The sequence below is a fragment of the Mesorhizobium sp. P2_E10 genome (assembly GCF_056404235.1).
In genome coordinates, this window is the sequence record NZ_JBFUEK010000006.1 from 17,046 (window position 1) to 40,508 (window position 23,463).

A 23,463-nucleotide genomic window follows, 5' to 3' on the forward strand; every position below is an offset into this window, starting at 1 on the left:
GGGTCGATCCGCGTCGGTTCATCGCTATATGATGGGAAACGCCTGCGCTCGTTTCAATCCGCCGGACATATCGCATGATCGACGAAACCAGCAAAACCGACGCCGTTCCCGTTGACGACACGCCGCAAAAGCCAGTGTCGCCGGCGGCCAGCCGCGCGCTGGCCGAAGCCAGGGCGCGCCGCGAAGCCTATCGCGAGAAGGAGGCCGCGCTGCCGAAGGAAATCGGCGGCCGCGGTGGCAAGGAGCCCGGCCGCTATGGCGATTGGGAGGTGAAAGGCCTGACCAGCGACTTCTGAGGATATGCCGGGATTCAGGTGATGCCGGCCTGCGAACAACCGATTCCTGCGCTTCCGGTACTCACGGACCCAAAAGTCCGCTCCGTTCCGGTTCTCGGCATCGATTGTTCTCGACTCGGCCTGACCTGAATCGCGACATATCCTAAGCGGCGCTGCGTTGTGGTTCGAGAGCGATCCAGCCGTTTTCGTCGATGGTGGTATCGACCCCCTCGTAACCGTCTATCGCGGCATGCTGCGTCGGCAGTGGGTGCTGGTGGGTGGCGCTGATCACCATCACCGACGCGCCCGCGGCCTCCGCTGCCGCGATACCCGCCGGAGCGTCCTCGAAGACCAGGCAGTCGCCAATATCGACGCCGAGCTGTTTCGCCGCCAGCAGGAAACAGTCGGGCGCCGGCTTGCCGTGGGAAACGTCCTCGCCTGCGACCATCAAAGCGGGCACCGGGATGCCGGCCGCCTCCATGCGCAGCAGCGCTAAGGAGCGCGGCGCCGAGGTGACGATCGCCCAGCGTTCGGGCGGCAGCGACGCCAGGAACGCCGCCGCGCCGGCGATCGGAAGAATGCCATCCAGATCGGCCGCCTCAGCCTGCAACAGCACATACGCCTCGTGGGCGGCGTCGACGCCCGGAAGCGCCAGCCGGCCGATTGTCTCGATCGCCCGCACGCCATGGATCGTCGGCAGGAAGGCGGCAACGTCGAGACCTTGCCGGTGCGCCCACTCGGCCCAGACCCTTTCCGCTGCGGCAATCGAATTGATCACCGTGCCGTCCATATCGAACAGGAAGGCCGCGAATTTTCTGCCTGCAAACATCTGAAATCCTGGGAACGTTTCGGGAGGGGAGAAGAGACGCCAATCGTAACGGCGCGGCGGCCGGATGGAAAGGCACGCGGGGCGTCTTTTCGACCAGCCCAAGGGAACCATGGCCCGCCCTTTTGCGTTTGAGCAAAACTGTTTTCCACGATGACCAAAAGGGGGACTGCGATGCTGATCCGGCTCGGCTATGAAATCGCCATCGACTGTATTGCCGCCACGCCGGTCGTTTCGCTGCTCGAGATCCACAAGGACAGGCAGGCCGACATCAAGCGGCAGACGCGGGTGCTGACCTCGCCATCGGTGCCGACCAAGGTTTATCACGACCTTCATGGCAACGCCTGCCGTCGGTTCACCGCGCCTGCCGGCAATTTTCGCATCCTCTACGATGCCGTCGTCGAGGACAGCGGCGAGACTGACGCGGTCAACACGCTGGCCAAAGAAGTGCCGGTGGCGGAGTTGCCCGACGAGGTGCTGTTCTATCTCCTCGGCAGCCGCTACTGCGAGACCGATCATCTCGGCGATCTCGCCTGGCAGCTCTTCGGCCAGCTTCCGCCCGGCTGGGCGCGCGTGCAGGCGATCGTCGATTATGTCCATAGCCGGCTGTCCTTCGGCTACGGTTATGCGCGCTCGACCCGCACGGCGGCGCAAGCGCATGAGGAGCGCGTCGGCGTCTGCCGCGACTTCGCGCACCTGGCGATCACGCTCTGCCGCTGCATGAACATCCCGGCCCGCTATGTGAACGGCTATCTCGGTGATATCGGCGTGCCGCTCGACCCGGCGCCGATGGATTTCTCGGCCTGGATGGAAGTGTTCCTCGACGGCAAATGGTACACGTTCGACCCCCGCCACAATCGCCCGAGGATCGGCCGCGTCGTCATCGCGCGCGGTCGCGACGCCACCGACGTGCCGCTGCTACACAGTTTCGGCCAGCACCAGCTGTCGCTGTTCAAGGTGTGGACCTACGAGCAGGAGGGCAATCTGTTCAACCCGCCCTATCACGGCATCGATAAGACGGTCAGCGCGCAGATGCTGGCCTAAATGGCTTTGTTTTTATGCATGTCGTTGTCCCAAAACCGCTGCACATTTTTGGGCGACATGCACTAAACGGAAAAGGCCGCCGCTTCTTGCGAAGCCGGCGGCCTTCCGTGTTTCCGTCCATGGCGCGGCCCATGGCGGTGACCGAAGTCACCCGCCGCGCATTTCGCGCCTTAACGGGAAGACTGCTTCCCGAAAGTGCAATCCGCTGAGGCCACGTTCTGGAAAACGAAATCACTCGACATCGGATCACCTCCTTTCGATTTGTTGAACACATCCTCATGATGGGGTGCGCCGCAGCAAAAGACAAGGCGCCCCGCTGAAAAACCGCATGGGCCGGGTTTCTCGTGCGAGCGGGTTGCGGCCGGCCGGTCGGACGGGCAAAATCATTGCCGGCCACCCAGCATTTGGGAGGAGGACGGCATGGAAGCAGCCGAGAGGGCAGCCCGGATCGTTCGGACGGTTATCGAAGCGCTGAAGCCGGGCTTTGCGGTCAGGCTGTGGACCGGTGAACGGATCGGTCCCGCCACCGGCCCGGTGCTTGTCATCAACGACCAGGACATCGTCTGGCAGATGGTGCGTCGGCCCTCGTTCTCGACGCTGATCGAGATGTGGATTTCCAAGACTGTCGACATAGAGGACGGATCGCTGTTCGACTTCTACGCCCTGCCTTCGCAAGGCAAGCTTCGCACGAAGCTCAAGACATTGCCGAAGCTGGCGATCCTGCGCGACCTGCCAGCCGTGCTGTTTTCGCGAAAACAGATGACTGCGCGGACCGATCTTTCCGGGCGCAATCCCTTCGTCAGCGGTTCGAGCCAGGAGGCGATCCAGCACCACTACGACATTTCAAACGCCTTCTACCGGCTCTTCCTCGACGACCGTATGGTCTACAGCTGTGGCTACTTCAAGGATTTCGCCAACAGCATCGATCAGGCGCAGATCGACAAGCTCGACTATATTTGCCGCAAGCTGCGGCTGAAGCCCGGCGAAAGGTTGCTCGACATCGGCTGCGGTTGGGGGGCGATGCTCATCTACGCCGTGAAAAATTATGGCGTCGTTGGCCACGGCGTTTCGCTGTCGGAGGCGCAGACCGAACTCGCCCGCGAGCGTATTCGTGCCGAAGGGCTGGAGGATCGCATCACCATCGAAATCAAGTCCTATGCGGAACTTTCCGGCACCTTCGAAAAGATATCGTCGATCGGCATGTTCGAGCACCTCGGGCTTGCCAATCATGCCACCTATTTCTCGACCATCCATCGTCTGCTCAAGCCTGGCGGCATCTATCTGCATCATGCCATCACCCGGCGCAGCAAGGGCGACATGAAAAAGACCCTGCGCAAGGGTCCGGAATTCAAAGCGCTGATCAAATACATCTTCCCGGGCGGCGAACTCGACACCATCGGCATGACGCTCGGCAATCTCGAGGCGCATGGCTTCCTCGTCTATGACGTCGAAAACCTGCGCGAGCACTATGCCCGCACCTGCCGTCTGTGGGCCGAGCGCCTCCAGGCACGGTTCGACGAAGCGATTGCCGAAGTGGGTGAGGCCAAGGCGCGGCTCTGGCTGCTATATCTCACCGGCTGCTCGATCACCTTCGAGCGCGCCTCGGCACAGATTTTCCAGACCGTCGTCACCAGGCGCGCGCGGGGGCCAAGCGGCTTGCCGCCGACGCGGGCGGATCTGTATCGATAATCCTCAGAGAAACCGCATCGTTGCGCCGATCTCGACGCGGGCGGGCTGGTCGACCGTGCAATAGACGCCGAGATTGTGGGCGTTGTGGCGGACCAGGTTGCGCAGGATGGCCGGGTCGTGGTCGAAGCCGTCCTGGGCGATAATGGTGAAGCCGCAGCGGCGGCACGGCTCCGAGATGGTCAATTTGAGGTCGCCGATCGCCAGCCTGCGGCCGATCCATTCCGTTTCGGGAAACGAGCCCTCGACCGCCGCCATGTCGACGACGATGTTGGGCCGGAAGCGGCGCGGGTCGGCGGTGCCTTCCGGATGCAGCACCTTCAGGCGCGCCAGCGATGCCGTGGTCAGCAGATGGATGGGCGCCTTGCGATAGCGCGCCGCGGTCAGCGGGCCGGCATAGCCGGGCGCGGCATTTTCAGGGCCGAACGGCCGGATCGAGGCTTCGAAGCCGAGATAGGCTGATACGGCGCGGTCGCTTTCGGCGCCGGGTGCCGCCAGCCAGTCGCCGCCGGGAACGGCAACTTCAAGGTGGCGAGCTTGTGACAGCCGAGTGCGGATGCGCGGCACCTTGTGCCATTTCGCATCGCGATCGGGCCGCGCGATTTCGTTGTCGGAGACATCGACGAGACCGAACATGCGGTCGCCGTCGATGCTTTCCTGACTTACCAAAATCGCGTCGAGGCGTTCACCGGCGAGCGAGCTCGCCGGATAGCGCCAAAGCTCAGTGACGGAACCGATCGTCGACGGCATCAGCCCTTCTTGTTCTGCCGGTTGGCGATCAGGTCGTCGACCACAGCCGGATCGGCCAGCGTCGATGTGTCGCCGAGCGAGCCGAAATCGTCCTCGGCGATCTTGCGCAGGATGCGGCGCATGATCTTGCCGGAGCGGGTCTTCGGCAGGCCCGGCGCGAACTGGATCTTGTCGGGCGAAGCAATGGCGCCGATCTCCTTGCGAACATGGCCGACCAATTCCTTGCGCAGCTCCTCGCTCGGCGCCTCGCCGGCCATCAGAGTGACGTAGCAGTAGATGCCCTGGCCCTTGATGTCGTGCGGGTAGCCGACGACGGCGGCCTCGGAAACCTTGTTGTGGCTGACTAGTGCCGATTCCACTTCCGCCGTACCCATGCGGTGGCCGGAGACGTTGATCACGTCGTCGACGCGGCCGGTGATCCAGTAGTAGCCGTCGGCATCGCGGCGGCAGCCGTCGCCGGTAAAATACTTGCCCTTGTAGGTGGAAAAATAGGTCTGGATGAAGCGCTCGTGATCGCCATAGACGGTGCGCATCTGTCCGGGCCAGGAATCGGTGATGCAGAGATTGCCGTCGGCGGCGCCGTCGATCACCTTGCCCTCGCTATCGACCAGCTGCGGCTTGACGCCGAAGAAGGGCCGCGTCGCCGAACCTGCCTTTAGGTCGGTGGCGCCAGGCAGCGGCGTGATCAGGATGCCGCCGGTCTCGGTCTGCCACCAGGTGTCGACGATCGGCACCTTGCCGTTGCCGACGACGTTGAAATACCACTCCCAGGCTTCCGGATTGATCGGCTCGCCGACCGAACCAAGCACGCGCAATGACTTGCGCGACGTCTTTTTCACGGGATCGTCGCCGGCGCCCATCAGCGCGCGCAGCGCCGTTGGTGCCGTGTAGAAGATGTTGACCTTGTGCTTGTCGATGACTTCCCAGAAGCGGGCCTGCGAAGGGTAGTTGGGCACGCCTTCGAACATCAGCGTGGTGGCGCCGTTGGCGAGTGGCCCATAGACGATGTAGCTGTGGCCGGTAACCCAGCCGACATCGGCGGTGCACCAGTAGATGTCGCCGTCGTGGTAATCGAAGACATATTGGTGCGTCATCGAGGCGTAGACGAGATAGCCGGCGGTGGTGTGCAGCACGCCCTTCGGCTTGCCGGTCGAGCCCGACGTGTAAAGGATGAACAGCGGATCTTCGGCCTTCATCTTCTCCGGCTTGCACTCGGCCTTCACCGAAGCGATTTCATCGTGGTACCAGACATCGCGCCCCGGCGCCCAGCCGACCTTGCCGCCAGTGCGGCGCACGACGACGACATTCTTGACCATGACGAAATTCTTGGCGGCGATGTCGATCGCCTTGTCGGTGTTCTCCTTCAGAGGAATGGCCTTGCCGCCGCGCAGGCCTTCGTCGGCGGTGATGACGAAGGTCGATTCGCAATCGACGATGCGGCCCGCCAGCGCATCCGGCGAAAAGCCGCCGAAGACGATCGAATGGATGGCGCCGATGCGCGTGCAGGCGAGCATCGCATAAGCCGCTTCAGGGATCATCGGCATGTAGATGGTGACACGGTCGCCCTTCTTGACGCCGTGCTTCTTCATCACATTGGCGAGCCGGCAGACATGCTCGTAGAGTTCGTTGTAGGTGATCTTCTTGTCGTCATAGGGATTGTCGCCCTCCCAGATGATGGCAGTCTGGTCGCCGCGTTTCTTCAGGTGCCGGTCGATGCAGTTGTAGGAAACGTTGGTCAGCCCGTCCTCGAACCATTTGATCGAGACCTTGCCATCGAAGGAGGTGTTCTTGACCTTGCTGAACGGCTTGAACCAGTCGATGCGCTTGCCGTGCTTGCCCCAGAACTTGTCCGGGTTCTTGACGCTTTCGGCATACCATTTGAGATAGGTGTCGTTGTCGATCAGCGCGTTCTTCTTCCACGCCGGCTGGACGCGATGGACATGAACTTCGGACATTTCTTCACTTCCTCCCAAACCAATCCGCCGGCTTGAAACGCCGGCGGGATCGCGGCGACGCGGCCGCGAATTCGCGCGCATTATTATCAGTTCCGCGGTGACGGCAATATTAGACGTTGGGTTTGCGTGGCGGGATGACGCAGGGGCACCGTCATGCGCTGTCAGCACTCGGCCCAATTCGCTGCTAACTGTATGTTTTCGCGTGGAAAAGCCTGTTTCGATCAGGAAAAATCAATAGACAGTTAAGCAACGGCGCGCACAATGTTCGTTGGGAGGCGAGGTGAAACAACCTGGGGGCTGCAATGCGCGACCATGCCGAAATGGACCTGATGCTTAGGGGTTATGGCCTGACCACGGCCAAGATTCTCTATCATTTTCCCGATCATCCACATCTCTTGCAGAGCTTCATCTGGCAGGACTACGACCTGGCGCCGAAGTTTCCGGTGCTGATCAAATTCATCGAATTCTGGCAGGCCAAACTCGATGGCCCGCTGCATTCGGTTGTCTACACGCACCAGAAGCTGATCGCGCCGAATGAATGGCGCAAGGTGGATGGCGAGTTCGTGCTGCATTAGCAGGCTGTTGAACCCTTTTTGGTCACGGGCAAAATTCAATCAACCGTTTGCCGCCAATGGCCGCGATGGGTGGAAAGCGAACTCCTTAGACTGTTTTGCATGCGCTTGGCACGGCGAAGTTGCATTGGCTGGAGAAAACAGGCATTTGCCGCCAGAGAGAGGACCGGAGGTTGGCCGCCATGGAAGAACAAACCGAACCGAAGCGGTCGGCTCGTCGACGTGCTGATGAGATCAAGGCGTTTCGCTGCAAAAACCTCCTTGCGGTGCTTGAGAACCCTACTGACGTAAAGAACATCGGAACCGTAATCCGGAACGTAAATGCCCTAGGCGTTGAGAAGGTGTATGTGATCGATCCTCGCCGGTCGCTTCCCGAGGACTGGAACGACCTGCGTGACCGAAAGTCAGTTTCTAAGACCTCCGTTTCGGCCGTGAAATGGACGTTCGTCAAACGCTTCGACAGTACTGACCAATGCTTTGATCATCTCGAAAAGAACAACTTTAAGTCGATTGTGACGTCGCCGCATGTGAAAGGAAAGGCGAGTATTTTCCTCCACGAAGGCGACTTTACGATACACTCCAAGCTCGCAGTATGGTTTGGGAGCGAGGCAGTCGGCATCAGTGACCGCGCCGTTGAGAGAAGCGAGATGTGCGTTAGCATACCAATGTTCGGAATGATTGAGAGCCTTAACCTGGGCACAAGTTCCGGAATTGTCTTGTATGAAGTCGCGAAGCAAAGACGTGAATATCAAAGCAGATTCAGGAAGCGCGATTACCGGGGGGAGCGATCAACGCCATTGCCGACGGTGATCACTCCGAAGACCTAGTTCGCCTGGTGTCCGCTTTGGGCGGCAAGCGGACTTTGGTGGCAGATGAATAGCTTCCTGTCATCGTCAGCCGGTTAGCGACCCTTTTCACACCGCCGGCGGGTTGAGCCTTGCAAAGCCTTCCTGGCGGCGATAGGGGAAATAGGGGTAGGGCGCGGTGACCTCGCTTGCAACGTCGAGTTTTTTCATCTGCTCCGGCGTCAGCGTCCAACCAATGGCGCCGAGGTTTTGGCGCAATTGTTCCTCGTTGCGAGCCCCGATGATGACGGACGACACGGTCGGGCGCTGCAACAGCCAGTTGATGGCGATCTGCGGAACGGTCTTGCCGGTTTTCTCGGCCACCGCGTCAAGCGCATCCATGACCCGGTAGAGATGTTCGTCCTCGACCGGCGGGCCGAAGCTCGCCGTGTCGTGCAGCCGGCTCTTTTCCGGCAGCTGTTGGCCGCGGCGGATCTTGCCGGTCAGCCGGCCCCAGCCAAGCGGGCTCCACACCAGCGCGCCGACGCTCTGGTCGAGGCCGAGCGGCATCAATTCCCATTCATAGTCGCGGCCGAGCAGCGAATAGTAGACCTGATGCGCGACATAGCGCGGGTAGCCATGCCTGTCGGCGAGGCCGAGCGACTTCATCACTTGCCAGCCGGAGAAATTAGAGACGCCGACATAGCGCAGCTTGCCGGCGCGCACGAGATCGTCGAGCGTCGACAACACCTCCTCGATCGGCGTCGCGGCATCGAAGGCGTGTAGCTGCAGCAGGTCGATATAGTCGGTGCCAAGACGCCTGAGCGCATCCTCCACGGCCTTGATCAGCCGTGACCGGGACGAACCGTAGTCGGCCGGGCCGTCGCCCATCGGCAAAGACGTCTTGGTCGAGATCAGCACTGCGTCGCGGCGGCCCTTGATGGCTGCGCCGAGAACTTCTTCGGACGCGCCGTTCGAATAGACATCGGCGGTGTCGAACAAATTGACGCCGGCTTCCAGGCAGATGTAGATCAGTCGCCGTGCTTCATTGGCGTCGCTGGTGCCCCAGGCGCCGAACAATGGCCCCGAACCGCCAAAAGTCCCGGTGCCGAATGAGAGTGCCGGAACCTTGAGGCCCGAGGCGCCGAGACGTCGATAGTCCATTTTCTTACTCCTGCGGGTGTGGACGGAAAGTGAAAGCGATCTGGCTTTGCCAGCGGATGTCAGGACCGCACGGAAGCGGGCGTGCCGAGTGCGGCGGTGCGATCGAGGCGCAGCGCCAGCGTGGCCACGCCGAGCGCCGAGAGCGGCAAGAGCGCTGCAACCCAGGCGACAGCGCCGAGGCCGGGGCCGTGCGAGATGACCGCGCCGCCGAGCCAGGCGCCGCCGGCATTGCCGAGATTGAAGGCGGCGATGTTGAAGGACGAGGCGAGGCTCTGGCCGGCGCCTTGCGCCTTTTCCAGCACCCACATCTGCAGCGGCGCCACAGTGGCGAAGGCGGCGGCGCCGAGCAGGCCGACATAGATGACGGCCATCACCTGGCTGTGCAGGGCGAAGGTCATGGTGCCGAGCACCAGCGCCAGCACCACGAGGCTGCCGAGAACGGACGGTACCACCCAACGATCGGCGAATTTGCCACCGAGCAGATTGCCGGCGATGAGGCCGCCGCCGAAGACCAGCAGGATCGGCGATACCGCAGCTTCCCCAAAGCCGCTGATCTCGGTCAACAGCGGGGCGATATAGGTGAAGACTGCGAAGACGCCGGCATAGCCAAGCACGGTGGTGGCAAGGCCGAGCAGCACCGGCATGCGGCCGAGCACGGCGAGGTCACTGCGCAGGTCGCTCTTTTCCGGCGCTGCCTGGCTGCGCGGCACCAGCGTGAGAATGATGGCAAAGGCGGCGAGCCCGACCAGAGTTACCGCCCAGAAGGTCGCCCGCCAGCCAAAAGCCTGGCCGAGCCAGGTGCCGAAGGGCACGCCTGCTATGTTGGCGATGGTCAGGCCGGTGAACATCAGCGCGATCGCCGAGGCCTTCTTGTTGGGTGCCACCAATCCGGTGGCGACGACCGAGCCGACGCCGAAGAAGGTGCCATGGGCAAAGGCGGTGATGATGCGGGCGCCCATTAGCGTCCAGTAGTCCGGCGCCAGCGCACAGGCGAGATTGCCGAGCGTGAAGATCGCCATCAGCGCCAGCAGAACGGTCTTGCGCGGCCAGTTGCCGGTGGCGATGGTCAAAAGGGGTGCGCCGATGACGACGCCGAGTGCATAGCCTGAAATCAGCTGGCCGGCGGCCGAGATCGAGACGCCGAGGTCTTTGCTGACATCGATCAGCAGGCCCATGATGACGAATTCGGTGACACCGATGCCGAAGGCGCCGGCGGCGAGGGCATAGAGAGCAAGAGGCATGGCGGTTCCCACTTCGAAGGCGATGAGCGCCCTGTCCAAATCCGCGCCCCGACCCGAAAGATCGTGCTGCCATGCACTGTGAACCAGACTTGCGTCGGGCACATTTTCTATGAAATAGATTCACAGATGGCGAGATCCGATATCAATCGCTCCGGCGAGATCGAAGTCTTCGTGCGCGTCGTCGAGGCGGGTAGTTTTTCCGCCGCGGCGCGCGAACTGCGCATGACGCCGTCGGCGGTGAGCAAGCTGATCGCCCGGCTTGAAGCCAGGCTCGGTGCGCGGCTGGTCAGCCGCTCGACGCGCAAGCTGCAACTCTCCCCGGAAGGCTCGGCCTTCTACGACAGCGGCGTGCGCATCCTGGCCGACATGGCGGCCGCCGAGCGCGAGGCGGCGGCAGGTGCGGCACCGCGCGGGCTGTTGCGCGTCAACAGCTACGTGCCGTTCGGACAGCACCGGCTGATCCCGCTTTTGCCGCGCTTCCTCGAACGCTACCCCGAAATATCAGTCGATCTGGTTTTGACCGACAGCGTCATCGACCTGATGCAGGAGCGCGCCGATGTCGCCATCCGTGCTGGACCGCTCAACGAATCACGACTGGTGGCGCGCAAGCTCGGGCAAAGCCGGACCGTCGTCGTCGCAGCACCTTCCTACCTCGAGATGCATGGCACCCCGCAAGTGCCCGCCGATCTCGAACACCACAACCGGATGAGTTTCGGCTTCGTGCGGCATATCGACGGCTGGCCATTTCTCGACGGCGCCGGCGGAAGCGTGATTGTCCCGACGACTGGAAACGCGCTGGTCAGCGACGGCGAGGCCATGCGGCTGATGGCGCTTTTCGGAGTGGGCATCGCCCGGCTGGCGCGCTGGCATGTGGAGGCCGACATCGCCGGCGGGCAGTTGCTGCCGTTGCTGGAAGATTTCAATCCGGGTGATGAGGAGTTCACCCACGCCGTCTATGTCGGCCAGGGTAAGCATCTGCCGGCGCGTGTCCGGGCTTTTCTCGATTTCCTCGTCGAGACCGTGCGGCTCTGAACGACAGCAAAGGGCCGCGTACCGACGGGGCACGCGGCCTTCGCGAAACTGTCCTCGAAGAGTCCTATTTCTTGGCCACGAACGGTGCCGGGCGCCGGCCTGCCGCTTGCCGCTCCAGCATCCAGCCGGGATATTCGGCGGGCAGCGCGCTCACCTCATCCAGCTTCGCCAGATCGTCGGCGTCGAGCTTCAGCTCCGCGGCGGCAAGGTTCTGTTCGAGCTGCTCCATGCGGCTGGCGCCGATGATGACGCTCATCACGAAGGGTTTGGCCAGCACATTACCCAGCGCGACGGTGGCGACGCTGACATCATGCTTTTTGGCGATCTCGCGCATCACGGCCACCGCGGCCCAGGCGCGGTCCTCGTTGACCGGCGGGAAGTTGAAGGAGGCGCGACGGCCCTCGCCATTGCCGGGGGCGCCCGGCCCGTATTTGCCAGACAGCAGCCCGCCGGCCATCGGCGACCACACCATCAGACCGAGCTTTTCCTCATTGAGCAGCGGCACGATCTCGCGTTCGAGGTCTCGGCCGGCGATCGAATAGTAGGACTGGACGGTCTCAAAACGGGCAAAGCCCTTGCGGTCGGCAATGCCGAGCGCCTTGGCGATGCGCCAGGCCGCCCAGTTGGAGACGCCGACATAGCGGACCTTGCCGCTGGCAACCAGATCGTCCAGCGCCCGCAGCGTCTCGTCGATCGGCGTCACCGTGTCGGTGCCGTGCAGCTGATAGAGGTCGATATGGTCGAGCTGCAGCCGTTCCAGGCTTGCGTCGACCGCGTCCATGATGTGGCCGCGCGAGGAACCGCGCTGGTTCGGACCGCTGCCCATGGCGCCATGCACCTTGGTGGCGACGACCACGTCCGACCTTTTGACGCCGAGATCCCTGAGCGATTGGCCGAGCAGTTTCTCGGATTCGCCGAAGGAATAGACATCGGCCGTGTCGAAGAAATTGACGCCGCCGGCGATCGAGCGGCCGACGATCTCGTTGACGCCCTTCTGGTCGAGGCTGGCGATCAGGCCCCATTGGGCGTTCTCGCCGGCGGCGCCGAAAGTCATGGTGCCGAGGCACAGTTCGGAGACAAACATCCCCGTATTTCCAAGTTGATTGTAGCGCATGGTGCGGCTCCAGAAGATGTGGTGATGACACCAATCATATAGGAACGATACGTTTCGTTTCCAGTCGTGGCTTAACGATGTACCGGCGCTGGCATCATGGAACCCGTTAGCCACGCCGGGCATTCGCTGGGGCTGTCCGGTGGATCATGGTTCCTCGGAAATAGAAACCTTGGAGATTGGCCGAAACATTTCTCGCTTCGTTATCCACGGGCGGAGCAGCCGCGAAGCGGCGTCGCGAAGACCCGAGGATCCATGCCGCGACCCTGGCCTAAGGGCGCGGCGGATGAGAATTCTGCACCGCAGCAGCGCTGTCATGTCCCGGCATGGATCCCGGGGTCTGCGCTGCGTCGCTTCGCTGCTTGCTCCGCCCCAGGATGACGAAGATGCGGTCGCCTGCGGCCAATCGCGCATGGCGGAAACAGGCAGTTGGCTAACGGCTGCCGAAGATCGCCGACCCAACCCTGACGCTGGTGGCGCCGAAGGCGATTGCCGTCTCGTAGTCGCCGGACATACCCATCGACAGTTTTGCGACGCCGGCCTCACGCGCCAGCTTTTCCAGCAGCGCGAAATGCGGGCCGGGGTTCTCGTCGGCCGGCGGGATGCACATCAAGCCTTCGATGGCGAGGCCATGGACGTTGAGACAGCGGGTGACGAAAGCGACGGCCTCGCGCGGCTCGATGCCGGCCTTCTGGGGCTCCGAGCCGGTGTTGACCTGCACGTAGAGTTTTGGCGCGCGGCCCTGTCTGGCAATTTCCCTGGCGAGTTCGGCAGCGATCTTTTCTCGGTCGACGGTCTCGATGACGTCCGCCAAAGCAACGGCTTCCTTCGCCTTGTTCGACTGCAGCGGGCCGATGAGATGAAGCTCGATGTCGGGGAATTCCTGTTTCAGCGCCGGCCATTTGGCCTGCGCCTCCTGCACCCGGTTTTCGCCAAAGACGCGCTGGCCGGCTTCGATGACCGGGCGGATGGCGTCGGCTTCGAAGGTCTTCGACACGGCAACCAGCGTTACGGAACCGGCGTCGCGGCCAGCCTCGCGCTCGGCAGCAGCGATCCTCGTCTTGACGGCGAAAAACTGTTCGACGGCGCTGGCCATGCCTATATCCTGTCTGTCTTTCTAGCGCTGGCCGGCTCGCCGCAGTTGACGGGTCCGGCAATCCATGGTGAACACCGCGACGACAATTTACCTTGGCCACCGGGCCTTGTCCGGCGGTCTGCGCCTGCTTTTAAGTGAAAATCATCCGATGGCAACCGAACGATACAATCCGCGCGCGTCAGAGCCCAGATGGCAGAAGGCCTGGGCCGAGAAGAAGCTATTCGAAGCGCAGAACGACGACCCGAAGCCGAAATACTACGTGCTGGAGATGTTCCCCTATCCGTCGGGGAAGATCCATATCGGCCATACCCGCAACTACACGATGGGCGACGTGGTGGCGCGCTACAAGCGGGCCAAGGGCTTTAATGTGCTGCACCCGATGGGCTGGGACGCGTTCGGCATGCCCGCCGAAAACGCGGCCATGCAGAACAAGGTCCATCCCAAGGAGTGGACCTACGCCAACATCGCCGCCATGCGCGAGCAGCTCAAGATGATGGGCCTGTCGCTAGACTGGGCGCGCGAATTCGCCACCTGCGATGTCGACTATTACCACCGCCAGCAGATGCTGTTCCTTGACTTCGTCGCGAAGGGGCTGGTGACGCGCAAATCCTCCAAGGTCAACTGGGACCCGGAGGACATGACGGTGCTCGCCAACGAGCAGGTCATCGACGGCCGCGGCTGGCGCTCGGGCGCGCTGGTCGAACAGCGCGAGCTGACGCAGTGGTTCTTCAAGATCACCGACTTTGCCCAGGACCTGCTGGAGTCGCTCGACGGCCTCGGCGAATGGCCGGAAAAGGTCAAGCTGATGCAGCAGAACTGGATCGGCCGCTCGGAAGGGCTGCTGATCCGCTGGCCCCTGGCAGCACCGGTTGGCGATGCGAGCGAACTGGAAGTCTACACGACCAGGCCCGACACCATATTCGGCGCCTCTTTCATGGCGGTCGCCGCCGACCATCCGCTGGCCAAAAAGGCAGCCGAGACCAATGTCGAACTGGCGAAGTTCATCGACGAGGTCCGCCACATGGGCACTTCGGTGGCGGCACTGGAGACGGCTGAGAAGAAGGGCTTCGACACCGGCATCCGTGTCGTGCATCCGTTCGACGACAGCTGGACGCTGCCGGTCTATGTCGCCAATTTCGTTTTGATGGAATACGGCACCGGCGCCATTTTCGGCTGCCCCTCGGGCGATCAGCGCGACCTCGACTTCGCCAACAAATACGGCCTGCCGGTCATCCCGGTGGTGATGCCGGAAGATGCCGACGCCAAAACCTTCCAGATCACGGAAGAGGCTTATGTCGATGACGGCGTGATGATCAATTCGCGCTTCCTCGACGGCATGAAGCCGGAGCGGGCTTTCGAAGAGGTCGCAAAGCTGCTGGAGCAGAAAAGCATCGGCGGCCGGCCGATGGCCGAGCGCAAAGTGAATTTTCGCCTGCGCGACTGGGGCATTTCGCGCCAGCGCTACTGGGGCTGCCCGATCCCGATGATCCATTGCGAGGATTGCGGCGTCGTGCCGGTGCCGAAGGCCGACCTGCCGGTCAAGCTGCCCGACGACATCGAGTTCGACCGTCCCGGCAACCCGCTCGACCGTCACCCGACCTGGCGGCACGTCAAATGCCCGCAATGCGGCAAGGACGCGCGGCGCGAGACCGACACGATGGACACGTTCGTCGATTCGTCCTGGTACTTCGCCCGCTTCACCGCGCCCTGGGCGAACGATCCGACCGAGCCGAAGGCTGCCGACGATTGGCTGGCGGTCGACCAGTATATCGGCGGCATCGAGCATGCGATCCTGCACCTGCTCTATTCGCGCTTCTTCACCCGCGCCATGCGCGAGACCGGGCATCTCGACCTGGCCGAGCCGTTCAAGGGCCTGTTCACGCAAGGCATGGTGGTGCACGAGACCTACCGCGTCGGCGGCGCGTCGAACAATGGCCGCTGGCTGTCGCCGGGCGAGGTTAGGATCGAGGATGTGGGCGGCAAGCGCCGCGCTATCGAAATCGCCACCGGCGAAGAGGCGGCGATCGGCTCGCTCGAAAAGATGTCGAAGTCGAAGAAGAACACGGTGAGCCCGGAAGACATCACCGACGGCTACGGCGCCGATACCGCGCGCTGGTTCATGCTGTCGGATTCGCCGCCCGAGCGCGATGTCGAATGGACCGACGATGGCGCCGCCGGTGCGCATCGCTTCATCCAGCGCGTCTGGCGTCTGGTGTCGATCGCCGCCGAGACGCTCAGCGGCGTCAAGCCGCAAGCGGCGAAGGAGGGCGAGGCGGGCGCCGTTTCCAAGGCCGCGCACAAGATTCTGAAGGCGATCGGCGAGGATATCGAGAAGCTCGGCTTCAACCGCGCCATCGCCCGCATCTACGAGCTCGCCAATGCGCTGACCACGCCGCTCAACGATGTTGCCGAAGGCAAGGCCGATGAGGCGCTGAAAGCCGCTTGCCGCGAGGCAGTGGAGATCCTGGTGCATGTGGTCGCGCCGGTCATGCCGCATCTGGCCGAGGAGTGCTGGCACACGCTGGGCGGCACCGATCTGGTCGCCGAACGGCCGTGGCCGGTCTACGATCCGGCGCTGGTCGTCGACAATGAGATCGTGCTGCCGGTCCAGGTCAACGGCAAGAAGCGCGGGGATTTGACAATTGCCCGCGACGCGGATCAAGGTGCGGTCGAAAAAGCGGTTCTGGCCCTCGACTTCGTGCAAAAAGCGCTGGAAGGTAAGGCGCCCCGCAAGGTGATCATCGTGCCGCAGAGGATCGTCAATGTCGTTGCCTGATTTCGGAAAGACGACGCATTTGCTGCGACGCGCCGCGTTGTGCGGGCTGGTCGCCTCGGTGACGCTGGTTTCGGCCTGCACGGTCAGGCCGCTCTATTCGAGCGCGCCGCTGACGGTCGGCTCCACGGTCAGCGCTTCGGCCGAACTGGCGTCGATCTCGGTCAAGCCGGTCAAGACCCGCTACGCCCAGCAGGTCCGCAACAATCTGATCTTTGCGCTTGGCCAGGGTGCCGGCGAGCCGGCCGCGCCGGTTTATATGCTTGATCTCGGCGTTAGCGAACTGGTCGAATCGGCGGCGCAGGTGCAAATCCAGACCAACGAGGACGAGCCGACGGCAGGTACGGTCACGCTGACCGCGAACTACGTGCTGACCGACGCCAAGACCGGCGCGGTCATCGCCACCGGCAAGCGCTCGATCCCGTCATCCTTCGACAAGCCGACCCAGGAGTACGCTTCCTATCGCGCGCAGATCGATGCCGAGAACCGTGCTGCGCGCGAACTGGCCGAAATGGTGACCCTGTCGGTCGCCCAGGACCTGGTCAAGCACGGAAAGACCTCGAGCTAGAGGCTTTCCCGCTTAGATTCATTGGATGAAAACCTGGCAACAAAAAAGGCCGATCGCTCGGCCTTTTTTGTTACGCGGTGCGGCTTGGCCTCAGCCGATCGTCTGGCCGGTCTTTGCCCAGTCGGCGAGGAACTGTTCCAGGCCCTTGTCGGTCAGCGGATGCTTGACCAGCGCCTTCAGCGTCGCCGGCGGCGCGGTGACGACGTCGGCGCCGATCAGGGCTGCCTGCTTGACATGGTTCACGGTGCGCGCCGAGGCAACGAGGATCTCGGTCTGGAAATCGTAATTGTCGTAGATCTGCCGGATTTCCTGGATCAGCTCCATGCCGTCGAGGCCGATGTCGTCAAGGCGGCCGACGAAGGGCGAGATGAACGAGGCGCCGGCCTTGGCCGCCAGCAGCGCCTGGTTGGCCGAGAAGCAGAGCGTGACGTTGACCAGGCGGTTCATCTCGGTGCGGATCGTCTTGCAGGCCTTCAAGCCGTCCAGCGTCAGCGGCACCTTGATGCAGACATTGTCGGCTATCTTGGCCAGAACCTTGGCCTGCTGCATCATCTCGGAATATTCGGTGGCGGTGACTTCGGCCGAGACCGGGCCCTTGACGATGTCGCAGATCTGCTTGGTGACTTCTGCGATCTTGCCGCCGGATTTCAGGATCAGCGAAGGATTGGTGGTGACGCCGTCGAGCAGCCCCAGATCGTTCAGCTCACGAATGTCCTTGATATCGGCGGTGTCGACAAAAAATTTCATGGGGGTCTCCTGAAGATTCTTATGTGCATGCCATGCACATTCGGGGTTGCCCTTTGATCTAGACCAAAGTCGGGGCAAGGTCACGCCTCATGATCGAAGATTCGCCCTTTGTCGCAGCCGCACCGGTGCTGGTGCCGATGCCTGCCGAACGCCCCTACACCTATGCCGTGCCTGCCGGCATGCGGGTGGTGCCGGGCTCGATCGTGCGCGTGCCGCTCGGTCCGCGCCAGGTTGCCGGCGTCGTCTGGGATGGCGTGGTCGAAAAGGTCGACGCGAAAAAACTGCGACCGATCGAGCAGGTTTTCGACTGCCCGCCGATCGATCGTGCGATGCGCCAGTTCGTCGACTGGATCGCGCAATACACGCTGTCGCCGCCCGGCATGGTGGCGCGCATGCTGCTCCGGGCGCCGGAAGCCTTTGACCCGGAACCGTGGATCGAGGGCTTGCTGCGCACCGTGACCGAGCCCGACCGGATGACGGCCGCGCGGATGCGGGTGCTGGAGACAGCGGAAGGCGGGCTCGCCTGGACGCGCTCCGGGCTGGCGCATGCGGCTGGCGTGTCGTCGACCGTCATCGATGGGTTGAAGGCGCAAGGTGTCTTCGAGACGGTGATGATCCCGCCGCGACCGGTGGTCGCAGCACCCGATGCGAGCTATGCCGTGCCGGAATTGATGGCGGACCAGGGCGATGCCGCCGCCATGCTGCGTAGCAATGTCATGGCCAGCGCCTTCGGTGTCACGCTGCTCGACGGCGTCACCGGATCGGGCAAGACGGAAGTCTATTTCGAGGCGGTGGCGGCCGCACTCGACCAGGGCAAGCAGGTGCTGATCCTGCTGCCGGAGATCGCACTGACACATGCCTTTCTCGAACGCTTCCAGCAACGCTTCGGCGCAAAGCCGGCGGAATGGCATTCGGACCTGCCGCCAAAAATGCGTGAACGGGTCTGGCGGCAAGTGGCGGAAGGCGGCGTGCGCGTCGTCGCCGGCGCGCGCTCAGCGCTGTTCCTGCCGTTCAGGGAACTCGGGCTGATCGTCGTCGACGAGGAGCATGACCCTGCCTACAAGCAGGAAGACCGCGTCTTCTACAATGCGCGCGACATGGCAGTGGTGCGTGGCCATATTGGCGGCTTCCCGGTGGTGCTGGCCTCGGCAACACCGTCGGTGGAGAGCCGGGTCAACGCGCTGCAAGGCCGCTACGGCAGGGCGGTGCTTTCAGCGCGCTTTGCCGAGGCAGCACTTCCCGACCTGAAGACGATCGACATGCGCCGGGCGCCACCGGCGCGCGGCGGGTTCCTGTCGCCTGTGCTGATCGATCATATGCGCCGCACGCTGGAGAAACAGGAGCAGTCGCTGCTGTTTCTCAACCGGCGCGGCTATGCGCCGCTGACGCTGTGCAGGGTTTGCGGCCATCGTTTCGGCTGTCCGGTCTGCTCGGCCTGGCTGGTCGAGCACCGCTTTCGCGGCCAGCTCGTCTGCCACCATTGCGGGCACAACGAACGCCGTCCCGAGGCCTGTCCGGAATGCGGCACGCTCGACCATCTGGTGGCTTGCGGTCCGGGCGTCGAGCGCATCGCCGAAGAGGTCGTCGCGCATTTTCCCGACGCGCGCACCATCGTGCTGTCGTCAGACCTGATGGGCGGCGTGCGGCGGTTGAGGCTGGAGCTGGAAGCCATCGCCGATGGCGAGGCCGACATCGTCATCGGCACCCAGCTGGTCGCCAAGGGCCACAACTTCCCCAACATGACGCTGGTTGGCGTCGTCGATGCCGATCTCGGCCTGGCCAATGGCGATCCGCGCGCCGCCGAGCGCACTTTTCAACTGCTCAGCCAGGTGACCGGTCGCGCCGGCCGCACCGGCAAGAAAAGCCTTGGCCTGCTGCAGACATTTCAGCCTGAGCATCCGGTGATGCGGGCGATCGTCTCCGGCGACGCGGATGCCTTTTACGAGCGCGAGATCGCCGAGCGCGAGCGGGCGGCATTGCCGCCTTTCGGCCGGCTCGCCGGCGTCATCGTCAGCGCCGCGTCGCGGGCGGAAGCCGAGGGCCATGCGCGCGGCCTGCGGCGTGCTGCGCCTGAAGCCACCGACCTCTTCGTGCTCGGCCCGGCCGAGGCGCCGCTATCCTTGCTCGGCGGCCGCCATCGTTTTCGCCTGCTGATCCAGGGCGAGCGTCGCGCCGACATGCAAGGCTTCATCCGCACCATGCTGGCCGAAGGGCCGAAACAGCGCGGCTCGGTGCGGGTGCAGGTCGACATCGACCCGCAGAGCTTTTTGTGAGATCGACGATGCAAATCGGATCGGAGCAGCGAACGTCATGAAAACCCTTGGCCTGATCGGCGGCATGAGCTGGGAATCGACGGCGATCTATTACCGCCTGCTCAACGAGATCGTGCGCGAGCGTCTGGGCGGGCTGCATTCGGCAAGGCTTTTGCTGTGGTCGTTCGATTTCGCCGAGATTGCCGAGAGGCAGCATGAAGGGGACTGGCAAGGCGCCGGCGTGCTGTTGAGCGATGCGGCGCGCAAGCTCGAGCAGGCGGGAGTCGAAGGGCTGCTGATCTGCACCAATACCATGCATAAATTGGCCGACGCCGTGCAGGCGGCGGTGTCGATCCCGATCATCCATATCGCCGATGCCACGGCCGTGGCGGTCAAGCGCGCCGGCGTCAGCCGGCCGGCGTTGCTGGCGACGCGCTTCACCATGGAACAGGATTTCTACATGGGCAGGCTCATCGACAAGTATGGGCTGCAGCCCGTGGTGCCGGATCAGGCCGGGCGGGACATGGTTCATCGGGTGATCTACGACGAGCTGTGCCAGGGCATCGTCACCGCCGCGTCAAAGGCAGCCTACACGGATGAAGTTGCCCGCATGCGGCGCGATGAAAAGATCGACGGCGTCATCATGGGTTGCACCGAGATCACCATGCTGATCGGCCAGCCGGATTTCGACATCCCGGTCTTCGACACGACGCGCATCCATGCCGAGGCGGCGGTCAAATTCGCTCTGGGATAACCCGATCTAAAATCGCAATACCCATCTGGTGCATGTCTCCCGGTCGGCTAGAATGCTCAAGATTTTCAAGACAAGCATTTTCGAGGGGACAAGATGGAATTTGCATTTCCATGGCCGGCGAGCCAGGGCGAGTGGCTGGCATGGTCGAGCGCCGTCGTCACGCTGGCCTTCGGCCTGCTGCTGTTTCTGGCGCCCAGAATTGGCTTCAGGATTCTTCGGCTGCAGCCGAAGCCCGAAAAACTCGCCGCCATTGCCGAAGGACGCGGCCGCATGTCGGGCTTTTATCTCGGCGTCAGCCTGTGCTGCATTCTGCTGGCTCAGCCTCTGCTCTACATGGCGCTCGGCTTTTCCTGGTTGTTCACCGCCTTCGGCCGCTTGCTGTCGATGATGTCTGACGGTGCCAACACGCCTTTCAACTGGGTTTCCATCGTCGTGGAACTGGTGCTGGCCGGGCTGCCGCTTGCCTTTGCCTTCGGCTTTTTGCCTTGAATCCAACGGCTTCGGTTGAACTCAGCCGCCAGATGCGACAATAGTGCCTGAAAAGCATGCGGAACGACGCATTGCGGTCTTAAAATGCCTGTGCTAGACGGCAATCGACTTTCGGCCGGGGATAGCGGAAGCCGCGCCTCCGTGCTTGAAAAAATGCAGTAAGGTCAAAGATTTAGCCAGAGTTTTTGCTCGCGCCAACAATCTGCGGCCTGTCAGACAAGAGAAAAGACGGTCCGTGGCCCAATCGTCATCGCCAATCTCAGGTGTCGCAGAACGCTATGCGGGTTCGCTGTTCGAGCTCGCGCTGCAGGCAAATTCGATCGCCAAGGTCGAGGCCGATCTCAACAGTTTCCAAGCAATGCTAGACGGCAGCGCCGATCTTTCCCGCCTGATCAAAAGCCCGGTGTTCTCCAGTGAGGACCAGGCCAAGGCGATCGCGGCGATCGCCGACAAGGCCAAGATTGCCGGCCTCACCGGCAATTTCCTGCGCGTCGTCGCCCGCAACCGCCGGCTGTTCGCCATTCCCGGCATGATCAAGGCGTTCCGCCAGATCGCCGCCGAACATCGTGGCGAGACTGCCGCCGAGGTGACCTCGGCGCATGAGCTGACGGCGGCCCAGCAGACTGAACTGAAGGCGGCGCTGAAAAGCGTTGCCGGCAAGGACGTGGCCATCTCCGTCACCGTCGACCCGTCGCTGCTCGGCGGGCTGGTGGTCAAGATGGGCTCGCGCCAGATCGATACGTCGCTCAAAACCAAACTCAATTCGCTCAAGCTTGCACTGAAAGAGGTCGGCTGATGGACATCCGCGCCGCGGAAATTTCCGCAATTCTGAAAGACCAGATCAAGAATTTCGGCAAGGAGGCCGAGGTCTCCGAAGTCGGCCAGGTGTTGTCCGTCGGTGACGGTATCGCCCGCGTCTACGGCCTCGACAATGTCCAGGCCGGCGAGATGGTCGAGTTCCCCGGCGGCATCCGCGGCATGGCGCTCAACCTCGAAGCCGACAATGTCGGCGTCGTCATCTTCGGCGCCGACCGCGACATCAAGGAAGGCGACATCGTCAAGCGCACCGGCGCCATCGTCGATACGCCTGTCGGCATGGGCTTGCTCGGCCGCGTCGTCGACGCGCTCGGCAATCCGATCGACGGCAAGGGCCCGATCAAGGCGACCGAGCGCAAGCGCGTCGACGTCAAGGCCCCCGGCATCATCCCGCGCAAGTCGGTGAACGAGCCGATGTCGACCGGCCTCAAGGCCATCGATGCGCTGATCCCGGTCGGCCGCGGCCAGCGCGAGCTGGTCATCGGTGACCGTCAGACCGGCAAGACCGCGATCATCCTCGACACGATGCTCAACCAGAAATCGGTGCACGACAACGGCCCGGAGAAGGAAAAGCTCTACTGCGTCTACGTCGCCATCGGCCAGAAGCGCTCGACGGTCGCGCAGTTCGTCAAGGTTCTCGAAGAGCGCGGCGCGCTCGAATATTCGATCATCGTCGCGGCCACCGCTTCCGATCCGGCGCCGATGCAGTTCCTGGCGCCATTCACCGCCTGCACCATGGGCGAATATTTCCGCGACAACGGCATGCACGCGCTGATTAGCTATGACGATCTGTCGAAGCAGGCCGTCGCCTATCGCCAGATGTCGCTCTTGCTGCGCCGCCCGCCGGGCCGCGAAGCCTATCCGGGCGACGTGTTCTACCTGCATTCGCGCCTTCTCGAGCGCGCCGCCAAGCTCAATGACGACAATGGCGGCGGTTCGCTGACCGCGCTGCCGATCATCGAGACGCAGGCCAACGACGTCTCGGCCTACATCCCGACCAACGTCATCTCGATCACCGACGGCCAGATCTTCCTGGAAACCAATCTGTTCTTCCAGGGCGTTCGCCCGGCCGTCAACGTCGGCCTGTCGGTGTCGCGCGTCGGTTCGTCGGCGCAGATCAAGGCGATGAAGCAGGTCGCTGGCTCGATCAAGGGCGAGCTCGCGCAGTACCGCGAAATGGCTGCTTTCGCGCAGTTCGGTTCCGATCTCGACGCCGCTACGCAGCGCCTGCTCAATCGCGGCGCGCGCCTGACCGAGCTTTTGAAGCAGCCGCAGTTCTCGCCGCTCAAGGTCGAGGAGCAGGTCACGGTGATCTTCGCCGGCGTCAACGGCTATCTCGACAAGCTGGCGATCAACCAGGTCGGCAAGTTCGAGCAGGGCCTGCTGTCGCATATGCGTGCGGCCGGCAAGGACGTGCTCGACGCCATCCGCAAGGAGAAGGCGCTGTCGGACGATCTGCGCGCCAAGCTGAAGGCGGAGATCGACGCCTTCGCCAAGACCTTTGCTTGAACGAAGCCGATTGGGTTG

21 protein-coding genes are annotated in these 23,463 nt (G+C 62.9%); 13 read left to right on the plus strand and 8 right to left on the minus strand.

Annotated features, from left to right (window positions below; all coding sequences use genetic code 11):
* Positions 1-74: 74 nt before the first annotated feature.
* Positions 75-296, plus strand: a complete 222-nt coding sequence (locus tag AC1D0N_RS17250) for a DUF1674 domain-containing protein (RefSeq protein ID WP_477245930.1) — start codon at positions 75-77, stop codon at positions 294-296.
* A 142-nt stretch (positions 297-438) separates the two neighbouring features.
* Here AC1D0N_RS17250 and AC1D0N_RS17255 read toward each other — a convergent pair whose 3' ends face one another.
* Positions 439-1,104, minus strand: coding sequence for an HAD-IA family hydrolase (locus AC1D0N_RS17255; protein WP_477245932.1), 666 nt, complete (start codon positions 1,102-1,104; stop codon positions 439-441).
* Positions 1,105-1,275: 171 nt separating this feature from the next.
* Between AC1D0N_RS17255 and AC1D0N_RS17260 the strand changes: the two genes are divergently transcribed.
* Complete coding sequence (locus AC1D0N_RS17260) at positions 1,276-2,145, plus strand: transglutaminase-like domain-containing protein (RefSeq protein WP_477245933.1); 870 nt, start codon at positions 1,276-1,278, stop codon at positions 2,143-2,145.
* A 420-nt stretch (positions 2,146-2,565) separates the two neighbouring features.
* A complete protein-coding gene (locus AC1D0N_RS17265; protein WP_477245935.1) occupies positions 2,566-3,834 on the plus strand; it encodes a class I SAM-dependent methyltransferase in 1,269 nt (422 codons plus the stop codon).
* Positions 3,835-3,837: 3 nt separating this feature from the next.
* On the opposite strand, the gene AC1D0N_RS17270 is transcribed toward AC1D0N_RS17265, so the two are convergent.
* Both AC1D0N_RS17270 and acs read right to left on the minus strand, forming a co-directional pair.
* Positions 3,838-4,581, minus strand: coding sequence for an MOSC domain-containing protein (locus AC1D0N_RS17270; RefSeq protein WP_477245937.1), 744 nt, complete (start codon positions 4,579-4,581; stop codon positions 3,838-3,840).
* Complete coding sequence (gene acs, locus AC1D0N_RS17275) at positions 4,581-6,536, minus strand: acetate--CoA ligase (protein ID WP_477245939.1); 1,956 nt, start codon at positions 6,534-6,536, stop codon at positions 4,581-4,583. Before acs ends, AC1D0N_RS17270 begins: the two co-directional genes overlap by 1 nt.
* Before the next feature lie 302 nt (positions 6,537-6,838).
* On the opposite strand from acs, the gene AC1D0N_RS17280 reads away from it, so the two are divergent.
* Positions 6,839-7,111, plus strand: coding sequence for an usg protein (locus tag AC1D0N_RS17280; protein WP_477245941.1), 273 nt, complete (start codon positions 6,839-6,841; stop codon positions 7,109-7,111).
* Between the two features lie 179 nt (positions 7,112-7,290).
* Positions 7,291-7,935 carry a TrmH family RNA methyltransferase gene (locus AC1D0N_RS17285; protein ID WP_477245943.1) on the plus strand — a complete coding sequence of 215 codons (645 nt, stop codon included), beginning with the start codon at positions 7,291-7,293 and terminating at the stop codon, positions 7,933-7,935.
* 87 nt (positions 7,936-8,022) lie between these two features.
* Here AC1D0N_RS17285 and AC1D0N_RS17290 read toward each other — a convergent pair whose 3' ends face one another.
* Both AC1D0N_RS17290 and AC1D0N_RS17295 read right to left on the minus strand, forming a co-directional pair.
* On the minus strand, positions 8,023-9,057 hold the full coding sequence (locus tag AC1D0N_RS17290; RefSeq protein WP_477245945.1) for an aldo/keto reductase: 1,035 nt from the start codon (positions 9,055-9,057) through the stop codon (positions 8,023-8,025).
* 59 nt (positions 9,058-9,116) lie between these two features.
* Complete coding sequence (locus AC1D0N_RS17295) at positions 9,117-10,298, minus strand: MFS transporter (protein ID WP_477245946.1); 1,182 nt, start codon at positions 10,296-10,298, stop codon at positions 9,117-9,119.
* A gap of 126 nt (positions 10,299-10,424) precedes the next feature.
* Here AC1D0N_RS17295 and AC1D0N_RS17300 point away from each other — a divergent pair, with 126 nt between their 5' ends.
* Positions 10,425-11,330 (plus strand): LysR family transcriptional regulator, encoded by a 906-nt coding sequence (locus AC1D0N_RS17300; protein WP_477245948.1) that lies wholly within the window; start codon positions 10,425-10,427, stop codon positions 11,328-11,330.
* A 64-nt stretch (positions 11,331-11,394) separates the two neighbouring features.
* Here the strand turns inward: AC1D0N_RS17300 and AC1D0N_RS17305 are convergent, their stop codons facing one another.
* The gene (locus tag AC1D0N_RS17305) at positions 11,395-12,444 is read right to left on the minus strand and encodes an aldo/keto reductase (protein WP_477245949.1); all 1,050 of its coding nucleotides are present in this window, start codon (positions 12,442-12,444) and stop codon (positions 11,395-11,397) included.
* 430 nt (positions 12,445-12,874) lie between these two features.
* Positions 12,875-13,537, minus strand: coding sequence for a YggS family pyridoxal phosphate-dependent enzyme (locus tag AC1D0N_RS17310; RefSeq protein ID WP_477245951.1), 663 nt, complete (start codon positions 13,535-13,537; stop codon positions 12,875-12,877).
* 148 nt (positions 13,538-13,685) lie between these two features.
* Here AC1D0N_RS17310 and leuS point away from each other — a divergent pair, with 148 nt between their 5' ends.
* Together leuS and lptE are read left to right on the plus strand one after the other, a co-directional pair.
* Positions 13,686-16,313 carry a leucine--tRNA ligase gene (gene leuS, locus AC1D0N_RS17315; RefSeq protein WP_477245953.1) on the plus strand — a complete coding sequence of 876 codons (2,628 nt, stop codon included), beginning with the start codon at positions 13,686-13,688 and terminating at the stop codon, positions 16,311-16,313.
* Positions 16,300-16,878, plus strand: coding sequence for an LPS assembly lipoprotein LptE (gene lptE / locus AC1D0N_RS17320; protein ID WP_477245955.1), 579 nt, complete (start codon positions 16,300-16,302; stop codon positions 16,876-16,878). Before leuS ends, lptE begins: the two co-directional genes overlap by 14 nt.
* A gap of 90 nt (positions 16,879-16,968) precedes the next feature.
* Here lptE and fsa read toward each other — a convergent pair whose 3' ends face one another.
* The gene (fsa, locus tag AC1D0N_RS17325) at positions 16,969-17,625 is read right to left on the minus strand and encodes a fructose-6-phosphate aldolase (protein ID WP_477245957.1); all 657 of its coding nucleotides are present in this window, start codon (positions 17,623-17,625) and stop codon (positions 16,969-16,971) included.
* Positions 17,626-17,714: 89 nt separating this feature from the next.
* On the opposite strand from fsa, the gene AC1D0N_RS17330 reads away from it, so the two are divergent.
* The 5 genes from AC1D0N_RS17330 (at position 17,715) to atpA (ending at position 23,445) form a co-directional block, all read left to right on the plus strand.
* Entirely contained in the window at positions 17,715-19,898 is a 2,184-nt protein-coding gene (locus tag AC1D0N_RS17330; RefSeq protein WP_477245959.1) for a primosomal protein N', read from the plus strand.
* Between the two features lie 37 nt (positions 19,899-19,935).
* Positions 19,936-20,631, plus strand: a complete 696-nt coding sequence (locus tag AC1D0N_RS17335) for an aspartate/glutamate racemase family protein (protein WP_477245961.1) — start codon at positions 19,936-19,938, stop codon at positions 20,629-20,631.
* A gap of 93 nt (positions 20,632-20,724) precedes the next feature.
* The gene (locus tag AC1D0N_RS17340; protein WP_477245963.1) at positions 20,725-21,120 is read left to right on the plus strand and encodes an AGROH133_08824 family phage infection protein; all 396 of its coding nucleotides are present in this window, start codon (positions 20,725-20,727) and stop codon (positions 21,118-21,120) included.
* Between the two features lie 235 nt (positions 21,121-21,355).
* Positions 21,356-21,916 carry a F0F1 ATP synthase subunit delta gene (locus AC1D0N_RS17345; RefSeq protein ID WP_477245965.1) on the plus strand — a complete coding sequence of 187 codons (561 nt, stop codon included), beginning with the start codon at positions 21,356-21,358 and terminating at the stop codon, positions 21,914-21,916.
* A complete protein-coding gene (gene atpA, locus AC1D0N_RS17350; RefSeq protein ID WP_477245967.1) occupies positions 21,916-23,445 on the plus strand; it encodes a F0F1 ATP synthase subunit alpha in 1,530 nt (509 codons plus the stop codon). Before AC1D0N_RS17345 ends, atpA begins: the two co-directional genes overlap by 1 nt.
* Positions 23,446-23,463: the final 18 nt, after the last annotated feature.

What these genes read in the sequence shown, in the direction of transcription:
- AC1D0N_RS17250 (WP_477245930.1), top strand. Translation starts at nt 75, where the DNA reads ATGATCGACGAAACCAGCAAAACCGACGCCGTTCCCGTTGACGACACG.
- AC1D0N_RS17255 (WP_477245932.1), bottom strand. Translation starts at nt 1,104, where the DNA reads ATGTTTGCAGGCAGAAAATTCGCGGCCTTCCTGTTCGATATGGACGGC.
- AC1D0N_RS17260 (WP_477245933.1), top strand. Translation starts at nt 1,276, where the DNA reads ATGCTGATCCGGCTCGGCTATGAAATCGCCATCGACTGTATTGCCGCC.
- AC1D0N_RS17265 (WP_477245935.1), top strand. Translation starts at nt 2,566, where the DNA reads ATGGAAGCAGCCGAGAGGGCAGCCCGGATCGTTCGGACGGTTATCGAA.
- AC1D0N_RS17270 (WP_477245937.1), bottom strand. Translation starts at nt 4,581, where the DNA reads ATGCCGTCGACGATCGGTTCCGTCACTGAGCTTTGGCGCTATCCGGCG.
- acs (WP_477245939.1), bottom strand. Translation starts at nt 6,536, where the DNA reads ATGTCCGAAGTTCATGTCCATCGCGTCCAGCCGGCGTGGAAGAAGAAC.
- AC1D0N_RS17280 (WP_477245941.1), top strand. Translation starts at nt 6,839, where the DNA reads ATGCGCGACCATGCCGAAATGGACCTGATGCTTAGGGGTTATGGCCTG.
- AC1D0N_RS17285 (WP_477245943.1), top strand. Translation starts at nt 7,291, where the DNA reads ATGGAAGAACAAACCGAACCGAAGCGGTCGGCTCGTCGACGTGCTGAT.
- AC1D0N_RS17290 (WP_477245945.1), bottom strand. Translation starts at nt 9,057, where the DNA reads ATGGACTATCGACGTCTCGGCGCCTCGGGCCTCAAGGTTCCGGCACTC.
- AC1D0N_RS17295 (WP_477245946.1), bottom strand. Translation starts at nt 10,298, where the DNA reads ATGCCTCTTGCTCTCTATGCCCTCGCCGCCGGCGCCTTCGGCATCGGT.
- AC1D0N_RS17300 (WP_477245948.1), top strand. Translation starts at nt 10,425, where the DNA reads ATGGCGAGATCCGATATCAATCGCTCCGGCGAGATCGAAGTCTTCGTG.
- AC1D0N_RS17305 (WP_477245949.1), bottom strand. Translation starts at nt 12,444, where the DNA reads ATGCGCTACAATCAACTTGGAAATACGGGGATGTTTGTCTCCGAACTG.
- AC1D0N_RS17310 (WP_477245951.1), bottom strand. Translation starts at nt 13,537, where the DNA reads ATGGCCAGCGCCGTCGAACAGTTTTTCGCCGTCAAGACGAGGATCGCT.
- leuS (WP_477245953.1), top strand. Translation starts at nt 13,686, where the DNA reads ATGGCAACCGAACGATACAATCCGCGCGCGTCAGAGCCCAGATGGCAG.
- lptE (WP_477245955.1), top strand. Translation starts at nt 16,300, where the DNA reads ATGTCGTTGCCTGATTTCGGAAAGACGACGCATTTGCTGCGACGCGCC.
- fsa (WP_477245957.1), bottom strand. Translation starts at nt 17,625, where the DNA reads ATGAAATTTTTTGTCGACACCGCCGATATCAAGGACATTCGTGAGCTG.
- AC1D0N_RS17330 (WP_477245959.1), top strand. Translation starts at nt 17,715, where the DNA reads ATGATCGAAGATTCGCCCTTTGTCGCAGCCGCACCGGTGCTGGTGCCG.
- AC1D0N_RS17335 (WP_477245961.1), top strand. Translation starts at nt 19,936, where the DNA reads ATGAAAACCCTTGGCCTGATCGGCGGCATGAGCTGGGAATCGACGGCG.
- AC1D0N_RS17340 (WP_477245963.1), top strand. Translation starts at nt 20,725, where the DNA reads ATGGAATTTGCATTTCCATGGCCGGCGAGCCAGGGCGAGTGGCTGGCA.
- atpA (WP_477245967.1), top strand. Translation starts at nt 21,916, where the DNA reads ATGGACATCCGCGCCGCGGAAATTTCCGCAATTCTGAAAGACCAGATC.